This window comes from Mesorhizobium sp. WSM1386, from assembly GCF_055901595.1.
On sequence record NZ_CM148373.1, the window covers coordinates 1,862,875 to 1,876,082 of the forward strand.

11 protein-coding genes are annotated in these 13,208 nt (G+C 62.6%); 10 read left to right on the forward strand and 1 reads right to left on the reverse strand.

Features of this window, described 5'->3' with window-relative positions; all coding sequences use genetic code 11:
- Positions 1-76 precede the first annotated feature (76 nt).
- From AC0NIH_RS09170 to AC0NIH_RS09215, 10 genes are all read left to right on the forward strand, one after another.
- Complete coding sequence (locus AC0NIH_RS09170) at positions 77-1,447, forward strand: glutamine synthetase family protein (protein ID WP_023778559.1); 1,371 nt, start codon at positions 77-79, stop codon at positions 1,445-1,447.
- A gap of 176 nt (positions 1,448-1,623) precedes the next feature.
- Positions 1,624-3,012, forward strand: a complete 1,389-nt coding sequence (locus AC0NIH_RS09175; RefSeq protein WP_473464944.1) for an aldehyde dehydrogenase family protein — start codon at positions 1,624-1,626, stop codon at positions 3,010-3,012.
- A gap of 18 nt (positions 3,013-3,030) precedes the next feature.
- Entirely contained in the window at positions 3,031-4,203 is a 1,173-nt protein-coding gene (locus tag AC0NIH_RS09180; protein ID WP_023765854.1) for an iron-containing alcohol dehydrogenase, read from the forward strand.
- A 243-nt stretch (positions 4,204-4,446) separates the two neighbouring features.
- Positions 4,447-5,553 (forward strand): ABC transporter substrate-binding protein, encoded by a 1,107-nt coding sequence (locus tag AC0NIH_RS09185; protein ID WP_352712375.1) that lies wholly within the window; start codon positions 4,447-4,449, stop codon positions 5,551-5,553.
- A gap of 63 nt (positions 5,554-5,616) precedes the next feature.
- Positions 5,617-6,531 (forward strand): ABC transporter permease, encoded by a 915-nt coding sequence (locus tag AC0NIH_RS09190; protein WP_434221290.1) that lies wholly within the window; start codon positions 5,617-5,619, stop codon positions 6,529-6,531.
- On the forward strand, positions 6,528-7,319 hold the full coding sequence (locus tag AC0NIH_RS09195; RefSeq protein ID WP_287270120.1) for an ABC transporter permease: 792 nt from the start codon (positions 6,528-6,530) through the stop codon (positions 7,317-7,319). The genes AC0NIH_RS09190 and AC0NIH_RS09195 overlap by 4 nt, the downstream gene beginning before the upstream one ends.
- A gap of 17 nt (positions 7,320-7,336) precedes the next feature.
- On the forward strand, positions 7,337-8,401 hold the full coding sequence (locus tag AC0NIH_RS09200; RefSeq protein ID WP_287270118.1) for an ABC transporter ATP-binding protein: 1,065 nt from the start codon (positions 7,337-7,339) through the stop codon (positions 8,399-8,401).
- 85 nt (positions 8,402-8,486) lie between these two features.
- Positions 8,487-10,043 (forward strand): cation:proton antiporter, encoded by a 1,557-nt coding sequence (locus AC0NIH_RS09205; RefSeq protein WP_473464947.1) that lies wholly within the window; start codon positions 8,487-8,489, stop codon positions 10,041-10,043.
- A gap of 122 nt (positions 10,044-10,165) precedes the next feature.
- Positions 10,166-11,068 carry an endonuclease/exonuclease/phosphatase family protein gene (locus AC0NIH_RS09210; protein WP_473464950.1) on the forward strand — a complete coding sequence of 301 codons (903 nt, stop codon included), beginning with the start codon at positions 10,166-10,168 and terminating at the stop codon, positions 11,066-11,068.
- Positions 11,069-11,075: 7 nt separating this feature from the next.
- The gene (locus AC0NIH_RS09215; protein ID WP_287270114.1) at positions 11,076-11,921 is read left to right on the forward strand and encodes an EamA family transporter; all 846 of its coding nucleotides are present in this window, start codon (positions 11,076-11,078) and stop codon (positions 11,919-11,921) included.
- On the opposite strand, the gene AC0NIH_RS09220 is transcribed toward AC0NIH_RS09215, so the two are convergent.
- Positions 11,908-13,143: an MFS transporter gene (locus AC0NIH_RS09220; RefSeq protein WP_473464953.1), complete on the reverse strand. Its 1,236-nt coding sequence runs from the start codon at positions 13,141-13,143 to the stop codon at positions 11,908-11,910. The genes AC0NIH_RS09215 and AC0NIH_RS09220 overlap by 14 nt on opposite strands.
- Positions 13,144-13,208 lie beyond the last annotated feature (65 nt).

A 13,208-nucleotide genomic window follows, 5' to 3' on the forward strand; every position in this document is an offset into this window, starting at 1 on the left:
GGGCTCGCCCGCCACGGCTTTTTGTTCCCGTTCAACGTGACAAGCCCGAAACGACAAGCACTGGAGTGCCACAGGAATGGCCGGAAATTTCTCGTTCGATCAGTTGAAGAAAGCGGTCTCCAGCGGCGAGATCGACACGGTGCTCGCCTGCATCGTCGACCTGCAGGGCCGGTTGGCAGGAAAGCGGTTCCTGGCACAGTACTTCGTCGATTCCGCGCATGACGAAACGCATGGCTGCAACTACCTGCTGGCCGCCGACATCGATATGGAGCCGGTGCCCGGTTACAAGGCGGCAAGCTGGTCGAAGGGCTATGGCGACTTCGTCATGAAGCCGGATCTCGCCACGCTGCGGCGCATTCCGTGGCTGGAGAAGACCGCGCTCGTGATCTGCGACGTGCTCGACCACCACACCCATGACGACCTGCCGCATTCGCCGCGCGCCATCCTGAAAAAGCAGATCAAACGGCTGACGGAGCGCGGCTATATCGGCTATTTCGCGTCCGAGCTGGAATTCTATCTGTTCAACGAAACCTACGATTCCGCCCGCAAGAAGCACTGGCAGGGTCTCGACACCGCTTCGCCCTATATCGGCGACTACCAGATCGGCATCACCACCAAGGAAGAAGGCGTCATGCGCCGGCTTCGCAACGAGATGGAAGCGGCCGGCATTCCGATCGAGAACTCCAAGGGCGAGTGGGGTCCAGGCCAGGAAGAGATCAATGTGCGCTATGCCGAGGCGCTGGACATGGCCGACCGCCACGTCATCCTGAAGAATGGCGCCAAGGAGATTGCCGAGTCCGAAGGCAAGGCGATCTCGTTCATGTCGAAATACAATTACGGGCTCGCCGGCAACTCCAGCCACATCCACAATTCGCTGTGGAGCGCCGACGGCAAGACGCCGCTGTTCTTCGACAAGAAGGCTGAGTGGACGCTGTCGACGCTCGGCCAGCAATGGGCGGCGGGCCAGCTCAAATACGCCAAGGAGTTCACCTGGTTCCTGGCGCCCTACATCAACTCCTACAAACGCTTCCAGGCCGGCACCTTCGCGCCGACCAAGATCATGTGGAGCGAGGACAACCGCACCGCCGGCTTCCGCCTGTGTGGCGAGGGCACCAAGGGCATCCGCATGGAATGCCGCATCGGCGGCGCCGATTTGAACCCGTATCTCGCCTTCGCCGCGCTGATCGCCGCCGGACTTGCCGGCATCGACGAGAAGCTCGAATTGCAGAAACCCTTCGTCGGCGATGCCTATCAGGCGTCTCGCCTGCCGGAGATTCCGAAGACGCTGCGCGATGCCACCGAGACGCTGGCGAAGTCGAAGATGCTGAAACAGGCGCTCGGCGAAGACGTGCTCGAACATTATGTCCACACCGCCAAGTGGGAGCAGTTCGAATACGATCGCCGCATTACGGATTGGGAACTGCACAGGGGATTCGAGCGGTATTAGATTGCCTGCGAAGCGTCCAAGCCCCTCACCCTCTCCCAATAGAGAACGGGGAGAGGGTGCGTCGACGTTGGAGCTCTCTTCTCCCGTCACCAAACGGAATGAGGTGCCTGCGGACGGATGAGGCAGCACAAAGACTGATGATTTTTCGATTTTAAAGAAGTGCGAGGATTTAAACGATGACCGAAACGGTCAAACTCACTACCCCCGTCGACGGCTCGATCTATGCCGAGCGGCCGATCGCGACGGACCAGGCGGTCAATGCGGCAGTCGAGCGCGCCAAGGCGGCGCAAGAGAAGTGGGCGCAGGTGCCGATCGTCGAGCGCGGCAAATACATGCTCGCCATGCTGGAAGCGCTGGTTGCGATGACCGAAGAGATCGTGCCCGAGATCGCCTGGCAGATGGGCCGGCCGGTCCGCCATGGCGGCGAGTTCGGCGGCGTCAAGGAACGCACCAACTACATGGTCGAGATCGCCGAGGCGGCGCTCAAATCCGTGCCGGCATCCAACCCGAAGGACGGGTTCCGCCGCTATGTGAAGAAGGATCCGCTCGGCGTGGTCATGGTGATCGCGCCCTGGAACTATCCCTATCTCACGGCCGTCAACACCATCGTGCCGGCGCTGATGGCCGGCAACACCGTCATCCTCAAGCACGCGGCGCAGACACTGCTGGTCGGCGAGCGTTTCCAACAGGCCTTCTACAAGGTCGGCCTGCCCAAGGGCGTGTTCCAGAACGTCGTGCTCAACCATGCCCAGACCGAAAAGCTGCTCGGCTCGGGCAAGATCGACCATGTCAATTTCACCGGCTCGGTCGCCGGCGGCCGTGCCATCGAAAAGGCGGCGGCGGGCACCTTCATGACGCTCGGGCTCGAGCTTGGCGGCAAGGACCCGGCCTATGTGCTGCCCGATGCCAAGATGGACCATGCGGTCGCCAATCTGGTTGACGGCGCCTTCTACAATTCCGGCCAGTGCTGCTGCGGCATCGAGCGTGTCTATGTGCACGAAAAGGTCTATGATGAATTCGTCGGGGGCTTCATCGCCGAGACGAAGAACTATGTCGTCGGCAATCCGCTCGATCAGGCAACGACGATGGGGCCGATGGCGCAGGCCCGTTTCGCCGACCTGATCCGCGAGCAGAAGGCCGAGGCGCTGCGCAAGGGTGCCAAGGCGCACATCAACATGAAGGTGACCAACGACAAGGCTGGCTCGCCCTATCTGGCGCCGGAGGTGCTGACCGAGGTCGATCACCAGATGAGCGTCATGCGCGAGGAGAGTTTCGGTCCGATCGTCGGCATCATGAAGGTGCGCAACGACGAGGAGGCGATCGCGCTGATGAACGACAGTCCCTATGGGCTGACGGCCTCGATCTGGACGCGCGATACCGAGCACGCTGTGGCGATCGGCAACCGCGTCGAGACCGGCACGGTGTTCATGAACCGCTGCGACTATCTCGATCCGGCCCTGGTCTGGACCGGCGTCAAGAACACCGGCAAGGGCGCCGGCTTGTCAGCCATCGGCTACGACAATCTGACCCGGCCGAAATCCTTCCACCTGCGCGAAGCCATCTGATTTTTCGAAAGACAAAAAATGTCCAAGCTGATCTCCAAATGGAACTACCCCACCACCGTTCGCTTCGGCGCCGGGCGTATCAAGGAACTGCCTGAGGTGCTTGGCGCCACCGGCATCAAGCGGCCTCTGTTCGTCACCGATCCGGGCCTGGCCAAACTGCCGGTCGTGGCCTCGACCCTGAAGATCCTCGACGATGCCAAAATCCCATACGGTGTCTTCTCCGAGGTGAGGCCGAACCCGGTCGAGTCCAACCTGACCGCCGGCATCGCGGTGTTCAAGAAGGGCAAGCATGACGGCATCATCGCTTTCGGCGGCGGCTCGGCGCTCGATCTCGGCAAGCTGATCGCCTTCCAGGCAGGCCAGACAAGGCCGGTGTGGGATTTCGAGGATGTCGGCGATTGGTGGACGCGCGCCAATTCGGATGCGATCGCTCCGATCATCGCGGTGCCGACCACGGCCGGCACTGGATCGGAAGTCGGCCGCGCCGGCGTCATCACCAATGAGGCGACGCATACCAAGAAGGTCATCTTCCATCCCAAGCTGCTGCCGGCGATCGTGATTGCCGACCCGGAACTGTCGGTCGGCATGCCAGGCTTCATCACCGCCGGCACCGGCATGGACGCGCTTGCCCATTGCCTCGAAGCCTATTGCGCACCGGGCTATCATCCGATGGCGGACGGCATTGCGGTCGAAGGCGTGCGCCTGGTGTTCGAAAACCTGCCAAAGGCCTTTGCCAACGGCAAGGATCTTGTCGCCCGGGCGCACATGATGAGTGCCGCCGCGATGGGCGCCACCGCCTTCCAGAAAGGCCTCGGCGCCATCCATTCGCTGTCGCATCCGATCGGTGCGCTCTATGACACCCATCACGGCATGACCAACGCTGTGTTCATGCCCTATGTGCTTGCCTTCAACCGTGACGCCATCGAGGAGCGTATCGCCAGGCTCGCCGCCTATTGCGGCATCAAGGGCGGCTTCGACGGCTTCGCCAAGGCGATCATCAAGCTGCGCAAGGAATTGAAGGTGCCGCATGCGCTGCCGGGCCTGATCAAGGGGCTCGACATGGACAAGAAGCGCAAGGCGCTGATCGCCGACATGGCGGTGGTCGATCCGACGGCCGGCGGCAATCCGGTCAAGCTGACCAAGAAGGCGGCGCTGACGCTGCTGGAAAACGCGATCGCTGGCACGATCTGAGACGGCCTGCCGATACGGAAAGTTGATCTGAAAATAAGCGCTAACCAAGGGGGAAGGGATGGAGAACAAGGCAGAAAGTGATTAGCCGGAAAAATAAGTGACGGCTAATTGCTACAGCCGGTTAAAAAGAGTTAACTTTTTCTGCTGCCGGCCAAGGGTTTCACAAAGCTTTCATCTGGCTGTCACATGAAAACGATACCGCATCGCAGGCGTCCAACGGCGTCAGTTCAACGGAGAGAACACATGTTCAAATTCACGGGGAAGGTGCTTTCCCTTTCGGCCGCGACGCTTTTTGCGTCGACGGTGATTTCGTCCGCGGATTCGATGGACGATCTCGTCAAGGCCGCCAAGGCTGAAGGCCAGCTAACCACCATCGCGCTGCCGCATGATTGGTGCGGTTACGGCGACGTCATCGCCGGCTTCAAGGCCAAATATCCCGAAATCACCATCAATGAGCTCAACCCCGATGCCGGCTCCGGCGACGAGGTCGAGGCGATCAAGGCCAACAAGGACAACAAGGGCCCGCAGGCTCCCGACGTCATCGACGTCGGCCTGTCCTTCGGACCGACCGCCAAGGCCGACGGCCTGCTGATGCCTTACAAGGTGTCGACCTGGGACTCGATCCCGGACAGCGCCAAGGATGCCGACGGCGCCTGGTACGGCGACTATTACGGTGTGCTCGCCTTCGAAGTGAACAAGGATCTGGTCAAGGAAGCCCCGACCGACTGGGCTGACCTGCTGAAGCCAGAATTCGCCAACTCGGTCGCGCTTGCCGGTGATCCGCGCGCGTCGAACCAGGCCATCCAAGCCGTCTACGCCGCCGGCCTTTCCGGTGGTGCGGCAGCTGGTGAAGCCGCTGGCACCGCTGGCCTCGACTTCTTCAAGAAGCTCAATGCCGCCGGCAATTTCGTGCCGGTCATCGGCAAGACGGCGACGCTCGCCCAGGGCCAGACACCGATCCTCGTCACCTGGGATTACAACGCGCTTTCGGGCCGCGATACGCTGAAGGGCAACCCGCCCGTCGACGTCATCGTGCCGAAGACCGGCGTCGTCGCAGGTGTCTACGTGCAGGCGATCAGCGCCTATGCTCCGCATCCGAACGCAGCGAAGCTCTGGATGGAATACCTCTATTCCGACGAAGGCCAGGTCGGCTGGCTGAAGGGCTATTGCCACCCGATCCGCTTCAATGATCTCGCCAAGAACGGCAAGATCCCGGCTGATGTTCTGGCCAAGCTGCCGCCGGCGGAATCCTATGCCGCGGCCGCGTTCCCGACGCTCGATGAACAGGGCAAGGCCAAGGAAACCATCACCAAGAACTGGGACGCCGTCGTCGGCGCCAACGTCAAGTAAGATCGAAATCCACCGGGCGGCCGCGAGGCCGCCCGGCCTTTCCTCGAAGACGGTAGCCGGCGCATGACCGATCTCTCGCTTTCCAATCAGGCTGTTGCGGGAAAAACCGCCCCCCCAGGAGAAGCGCGCGCCCTGCGGCTGCCGACGCAATGGCTCGGCGTGACGCCATTCTTCATCTTCGCCATCATGTTCCTGATCTTGCCGACGCTCTATTTGATGCTGGGCGCATTTCAGAACGATGCCGGCGGGTTCACGCTGGAAAACATCTTCGCGCTGTCGCAGGCGAACATCGTCGCGGCCTATTGGATATCGATCAAGGTCAGCCTGGCCTCGTCTCTGATCGGCGCTTTCGCTGGCCTCGCCATCGCCATCGCCATCGTGCGGGGCGGTCTGCCGAACTGGATACGCTCGGCAACGCTGACCTTCTCGGGAGTGGCTTCCAATTTCGCCGGCGTGCCGCTGGCCTTTGCCTTCATCGCAACGCTTGGCCGCCTTGGGCTGGTTACCGTTCTGCTCAATACGCTGGTCGGCCTGAACCTCTATGCGCATGGCTTCAACCTGCTGTCGTTCTGGGGGCTGACGCTCACCTATGTCTACTTCCAGATTCCACTCATGGTGGTCATCATCGTGCCTGCGATCGACGGACTGAAGAAAGAATGGGGTGAGGCCGCCGCCACGCTCGGCGCTACACAGACGCAGTACTGGCGCATGGTTGTGATACCCGTGCTATGGCCGAGTTTCCTGGGCACTGTGATCCTGCTTTTCGCCAATGCCTTCGGCGCCATCGCCACCGCCTATGCGCTGACGGGCTCTTCACTCAACATCGTGCCGATCCTGCTCTACGCGCAGATACGCGGCGATGTGCTGCACAATGCCCACCTCGGCTATGCGATTGCCTTCGGCATGATCTTCATCACCGGGCTGGCCAACATCTTCTACATCTGGTTCCGGACCCGCTCCGAGAGGTGGCTCAAATGAAGGCTGGCAAATTCTGGGCCTGGATCGTCTTCATCCTCGGCGCGGCCTATTTCTTCATACCGCTGATCGCAACGATCGAGTTTTCACTGCGCATGCGGCGCGGCGTCTATTCCTTCGATGCATACAAGGTCGTGCTTGGCGACAGCCAGTTCCAGACAACTTTCATGTATTCGGTGATCGTGGCGGTCTTCACCATCATTCTCGGCGTGCTGATCGTTGTGCCCACTGCTTACTGGATCCGGCTGCGTCTGCCCCAGCTTCGCCCGGTGGTCGAGTTCATCACCTTGTTGCCACTGGTCATCCCGGCCATCGTCATCGTTTTTGGCTACATCAGAATGTATGGCTCGAATTCGCCGCTGCCGTTCCTGTCGAACAATATGGCCACAAACGCCCTGCTGGTCATCGGCTACGCGGCGCTGGCGCTGCCCTATATGTACAGGGCAGTCGACACCGGGCTTCGTACCATCGACGTGCGGACACTGACTGAAGCGGCCCAGATCCTCGGTGCCGGCTGGGGTACGATCGTCACCCGCGTGATCCTGCCCAACGTGTTGATCGCGGTGCTCTCCGGCGCCTTCCTGACGTTCGCGATCGTCATTGGCGAGTTCACCATGGCAAGCCTGCTCAATCGGCCCGCTTTCGGTCCATATTTGCAGAATCTGGTTGCCAACAGGGCCTATGAACCGGCAGCGCTGTCCATTATCGCCTTCGTAATCACCTGGGGTTGCATGTCGCTGATCCAGGTCCTGTCGCGGTTTGCGCCGAAGTCCGCTAACCGCCCGAATTGATCGAAAGAGAAAGAACCATGGCCGAGCCATTCCTCTCTATCCAGCACGTCCGAAAGTCCTTCGGCGCTACTACGGTCGTGGAGGATTTCAATCTCGACGTCGAGCCGGGCGAGTTCGTTTCGTTCCTCGGACCGTCCGGTTGCGGCAAGACCACGGTGCTGCGCATGGTTGCCGGCTTCGAGGAGCCATCGGCCGGCAAGATCGTCGTCGCAGGCAAGGACATTACGAGGCTGAAGCCCAACCAGCGCAATGTCGGCATGGTGTTCCAGGCCTACGCACTGTTTCCCAACCTGACCGTGGCGCAGAACATCGGCTTCGGCCTGAAGGTCGCCGGGATGCCCAGGGCGGATATCGATGCCCGTGTCGCCGAGATGCTCGACATGATCAAGCTGCCGCAGATGGCCGATCGTTATCCCTACCAACTCTCCGGTGGCCAGCAGCAGCGTATCGCGCTGGCGCGCGCCATCGCGCCGAAGCCGAAGCTTCTGCTGCTCGACGAGCCGCTGTCGGCGCTCGACGCCAAGGTGCGCGTGTCGCTGCGCGAGGAGATCCGCTCGATTCAGAAGAAGCTCGGCATCACCACCATCTTCGTCACCCATGACCAGGAAGAGGCGCTGTCGATCTCCGACCGCATCGCCGTGATGTATGGCGGCAAGGCCGAGCAGGTCGGCACGCCGTTCGAAATCTATAACCGGCCAGCGACCAAGTTCGTCGCCAATTTCGTCGGCACGCTGAACGTGCTCGAAGGCAAGGTCACCGATGCCGCGGCCGGCACGGTTCAGGTGAACACGCAGGAAGTCTCGCTCAAGGGCAAGCTCAATGGTTCGAAGTCCGGCGACACGCTGTCGCTGGCGCTGCGGCCGGAAGCGATCTCGCTCGGCCGTCAGCCTGGCCGCGATTCCAGCCTGTCCGGCGAGATTTCCGAAGTCCACTTCCTCGGCTCGGTGATCCGGGTTCGCGTCGGAATTGGCGGCAACACGGTGTCGCTCGACACGTTCAACAGCCCGGCGACGCCGCCGCCCGCCGTCGGCGAGAAGGCCGAGATTTCGTTCTCGTCCGGCGACATGCTGGTGCTGCACTAGCCACCGCGCCACCAGACGGCACGTAACTGCTCACTGCAGTGACTTTGGCACTGCCAATCGGCTTGTTCCGTCGCTACGATGAGCCATGGCTCTTTTCGAACTGACGCTTGTCCTGCTTTTGGCCGCCGTTGCGCTGACGGCGCTGTCGCGACGGCTGGAGATTCCCTATCCGTCGCTGCTGGCGCTGGCCGGGGTTGCGATCGCTTTCGTACCCGGTGCGCCAACGATCGAGATCGATCCGGAACTGGCGCTTGCCCTGTTCATCGCGCCGGTGCTTCTCGATGCGGCCTATGACACGTCGCTGCGCGACCTCAAGCGCTACCGGCTGTCGCTGGCGCTGCTGGCGCTGGGCGCCGTTGTCTTCACCACTGCCGTCGTGGCCTTCGTCGGCTGGAAGATGGCCGGCCTGCCGGTCGCGGCGGCCATCGCGCTCGGCGCCATCGTGGCGCCACCGGATGCGGTGGCGGCAAGCGCTGTGCTCAGCCAGTTCAAGGTACCGCACCGCATCACCGCCATCCTGCAAGGCGAGAGCCTGCTCAACGATGCCACCGCGCTGCTGATCTACCGGCTGGCGGTTTCGGCGGCGCTCGGCTCGATCATGCTGAGCAGCGCCATTCCGACGATCCTGCTGGGGACGATCGGCAGCCTGATCGCGGGTTACCTGTTTGGCCGCATCTCGCTCTTGACGCTCACCCGTATCGAGGACGCAGCGAGCAGCACGGTGGTGCAATTCGCCGGGACTTTCGGGGTCTGGATCCTGGCTGACAGGCTGGGCCTGTCCGCCATCATCACCATCGTCGTCTATGCTATGACGATTGCGCGCACAGCGCCGCGCCGCATGTCGGCGAGACGCCGCGTCAGCACCTATTCGGTCTGGGAGTCGGCGGTGTTCGTGCTCAACGTGCTGGCCTTCGTGCTGATGGGCCTGCAGGCGCGCTCGATCGTCGGCCGACTCTCCGGCGAAGGGCAGGGCGATGCCTTTCTCTTCGCCGCGACGGTGCTGGCCGTCGTCATCGTCGCCCGCCTTGTCTGGGTGGCAAGTTACATTGCCATCATACGATGGTTCGCCCGCTTCGGCGGTGAAGACAGAAAGCGAGATCTGCCGACATTTGGCGGCGGTGTGCTCGTCGGCTGGTGCGGCATGCGGGGGCTGGTGACGCTGGTGGTGGCCATTGCACTGCCGGCCAATTTTCCCGGCCGTGATCCGATCGTGCTTGCCGCCTTCGCAGTGGTTCTGGGCACGCTGGTGCTGCAAGGCATGACGCTGAAGCCCTTGCTGCGGATGCTCGACTTCGAACGGGATACGACAATAGATCGCGAAGTGGCTCAGGCACGCGTCGCGATCATGCAGGCCGCACTCGACGTGTTGAGCCGAAAGACGTCGGCTGCGGCGGCTGTCGTGCGCGAGCAATACGAGGCCGAGCGCCTGGTGGCCGAAAACCCGGAGGACGCACAGGCGGCAACCGAATACGACCGGCTGCGCCTCTATGCCATCAATCGCCAGCGCGACACGCTCGAGGAATTGCGCAGCAACGGCACGATCGGCGATGAAGCCTATCATCGGCTGGAGGAAGAGATCGACTGGTCGGAACTGGCGGCGTCGCCGGCTGGCCGGTTCCAGCCCCTGACGACGGACGGCTAGTCCGACTAGGCAGCTGGGGGCCGGCAGGGAAGCTTCTGGCCCAAGTTGCTGCCATCTCGCTGCACATTGCAACCAATTCGCCGAACCGCTACTGCCAACATCGAAATTGAGCCGGGTAAGCAATGAAGCTGGTCAGCTACAACATCCAGTACGGGTTCGGCAGCGACGGCCGCTACGATCTTTCGCGCGCGGCGCGGATCGTTGCCGGCGCCGACATCATTGCGCTGCAGGAGGTGGAGCGGCACTGGCAGCGCAGCAATTTCGACGACCAGCCCGAACTGCTTTCACGCCTGCTGCCGGATTATCATTGGGTCTATGGACCGGCCTTCGACATGGACGCCAGCGAGCGGCGCGACGGCCGCCTGATCAATCGGCGCCGGCAGTTCGGCACCATGGTGCTGTCGAAGCTGCCGATCGCCTGGTCGCGGCTTCACGCGCTGCCGATGCGGCGTACGCTGCGGCCGCTCAACACCCGCAACGCGGCCCTGGAATGCATGATCCGCACACCGGCCGGGCCGCTACGGATGCTGTCACTGCACCTCGCCCATATCGCAGCGGAGGAGCGGCTGGAGCAGATCGACTATCTGCTCGCCGAGCACCGCCGGGCGCCTTCCGAGGGTGGCCCGTGGAGCGGCGCCGACGACGAGCCGTCGCGCAACTGGACCAGCGGCGAGGCCGAGCCGGAAAATCCGCTGGCGGCGATCTGGATGGGCGATTTCAACATGGAGCCGGGCAGCGCGGAATACCGCCGCATCGTCGGCAGCACGCCCTATCATCGCGGTGCCGCCTATCTGGACAGCTTCGTTGACGCTGCCGCTGTCGCCAGCGAGCCGGTTCCGGATTTCCACACCCATGTGAAGACCATCGACGGCAAACTGACAAACCGCCGGCTCGACCATTGCTTTGTCGGCGGCATGTTCGCGGGCCGCGTGCGCTCGGTTGGCGCCGACATTGGCGAGGTCGCGTCTGATCATTTCCCGCTGCGGATCGACATCGATCTGGAGACGCCGGGCATCGCCACATGAGCCGTGCATGACCCTGTTCGTCTTCTTCGCGGTGCTCGCCGCCGCCGCCATGCACGCGATCTGGAACGCGCTGGTCAAGGTCCATCTCGACCGTTTCCTGTCGATCACGCTGATGACGCTGGGCATGGGCGTCGCGGGCCTGGTGGTGTTGCCCTTCGTCGAGGTGCCGAAGGCAGAAGTATGGCCCTACATCATCGCTTCGGTCTTCTTTCACATGGGCTACCGCACCTTCCTGATCGGCGCCTACCAGGCCGGCGATTTCGCCCAGACCTATCCGCTGGCGCGCGGCACGGCACCTTTGCTGGCAGCCCTCGGCGGCATGTTCGTCGTTGCCGAAGTGCCGGCGCCGCTTGCCATTCTGGGCATCTTCCTGCTGTCGGCCGGCACGCTGGTGATGTCGTTTCGCGGCGGTGCGCATCTGGAGAAGCTGAACCTGCGCGCGGTCGGCTTTGCGCTGGGCACATCGATCTTCATCGCCAGCTACACGCTGTCGGACGGCAGCGGCGCGCGGCTGGCGGCGACCGCGCAGAGCTATGCTGCCTGGCTGTTCATTTGCGATGCTTTTGGCGCTCTGGTGCTGTGCCTGATCTTCCGGGGCCCCAAGGCGCTTCCGGTTCTGGCGCGCGACTGGAAGACGGGGCTGTTCACGGGCGTGCTCAGCGGCGCTGCCTACTGGATCGTGATGTGGGCGATGACCAAGGCGCCGATCGCCTCGGTGGCCTCGCTGCGCGAGACCTCGATCCTGTTTGCCATGATGATCTCGGTCTTCGCCCTCGGCGAGAAGATGACGGGCTGGCGCGGCGCGGCCGCGCTCAGCATCGTCGCCGGTGTGGTGGCGCTCAGACTCGGCTGACCTCGTGGTCCAGCACCGTCATGACCTGGCCACGTCGTTCGGGACTGAAGCGGATGACGACGATGATGCAGATGGCGACCACGCCGGCAAACAGTGCCAGTGCGTAGCCATAGCTGCCGCCTGGCGCTTCGGCGATGCCGGCTTGGTACGGGCCGCCATAGGACGCCGCCAGATTGCCGGCCTGGTAGATGAAACCGGGCAAGGTCGCGCGCACCGCGCCGGGCGACAGCTCGTTCAAGTGCACCGGGATGACGCCCCAGGCGCCCTGGACGGCGACCTGCATGACGAAGGCGCCGACGGCGAGCATGAACGGTGTCGAGCTGTAGGCCCATAGCGGAATCGACGGCAGGGCGATCAGGCACGCGAGCGTGATGGCGTTGACGCGGCCGATCTTCTCGGACAGCGCGCCGAATGCCAGGCCGCCGACGATGGCGCCGATATTGGCGAAAATGGTGATCCAGCTCACCGTATGCGGATCGAAGCCGTGCTGCTTCTTCAGGAAGGTCGGATAGAGATCCTGCGTGCCATGGCTGAAGAAATTGAAGAACATCATCAGCACGACGGCATAGAGCGCGATGCCCCAGTGCTTGCGCAGCGTTTCCAGCATGCCGGGCCTTGCGGTCTTCTGTGCCTCGACGAAGGCCGGTGATTCCGGCACATGCGAGCGGATGAAGAGCACGATCAATGCCGGGATGAAGGAGAGCAGGAACATGGCGCGCCAGCCGATCGTGTAGCCGCCGATCGTCTGCTGATAGAGCAAGCCATAGACCACGGCCGCCAGCAGGTAGCCGGCCGGATAGCCGCATTGCAGGATGCCCGAGACGAAGCCGCGTGCACTCGGCGGGACGGATTCCATGGCGAGCGAACTGCCGAGCCCCCATTCGCCGCCCATGGCGATGCCGAACAGCGCACGCAGAGCCAGGAAGATGCCGAGACTGGGCGAGAAGGCGGCGAGCGCGCCGATCACCGAGTAGCTGACGATGTTGAGCATGAGGATAGGCTTGCGCCCGTATTTGTCGGCGAGCATGCCAAAGAAGAACGCGCCGATGAAGCGCGTGGCCAAGGTCAGGAACAGTGCCTTTGAGACCGCCGGGACGTCCGTCTGGAATTCACTTGCAATATCCGTGAGCAGGAATGTCAGCAGGAAGAAATCAAAAGCGTCCAGCGTCCACCCCAGAAATGAGGCCAGGACGGTTTTCTTCTGCCCGGCAGTGAGGTTCAAGGCGTCCTCCTTTGTATCCCCCAAAGGAACGATATGTCGCCCGATTGGCAAAAGAGAACAGCATT

Coding starts and splice junctions, on each gene's coding strand:
- AC0NIH_RS09200 (WP_287270118.1), top strand. CDS start 7,337: ATGGCCGAGCCATTCCTCTCTATCCAGCACGTCCGAAAGTCCTTCGGC.
- AC0NIH_RS09190 (WP_434221290.1), top strand. CDS start 5,617: ATGACCGATCTCTCGCTTTCCAATCAGGCTGTTGCGGGAAAAACCGCC.
- AC0NIH_RS09185 (WP_352712375.1), top strand. CDS start 4,447: ATGTTCAAATTCACGGGGAAGGTGCTTTCCCTTTCGGCCGCGACGCTT.
- AC0NIH_RS09175 (WP_473464944.1), top strand. CDS start 1,624: ATGACCGAAACGGTCAAACTCACTACCCCCGTCGACGGCTCGATCTAT.
- AC0NIH_RS09205 (WP_473464947.1), top strand. CDS start 8,487: ATGGCTCTTTTCGAACTGACGCTTGTCCTGCTTTTGGCCGCCGTTGCG.
- AC0NIH_RS09215 (WP_287270114.1), top strand. CDS start 11,076: ATGACCCTGTTCGTCTTCTTCGCGGTGCTCGCCGCCGCCGCCATGCAC.
- AC0NIH_RS09195 (WP_287270120.1), top strand. CDS start 6,528: ATGAAGGCTGGCAAATTCTGGGCCTGGATCGTCTTCATCCTCGGCGCG.
- AC0NIH_RS09170 (WP_023778559.1), top strand. CDS start 77: ATGGCCGGAAATTTCTCGTTCGATCAGTTGAAGAAAGCGGTCTCCAGC.
- AC0NIH_RS09210 (WP_473464950.1), top strand. CDS start 10,166: ATGAAGCTGGTCAGCTACAACATCCAGTACGGGTTCGGCAGCGACGGC.
- AC0NIH_RS09180 (WP_023765854.1), top strand. CDS start 3,031: ATGTCCAAGCTGATCTCCAAATGGAACTACCCCACCACCGTTCGCTTC.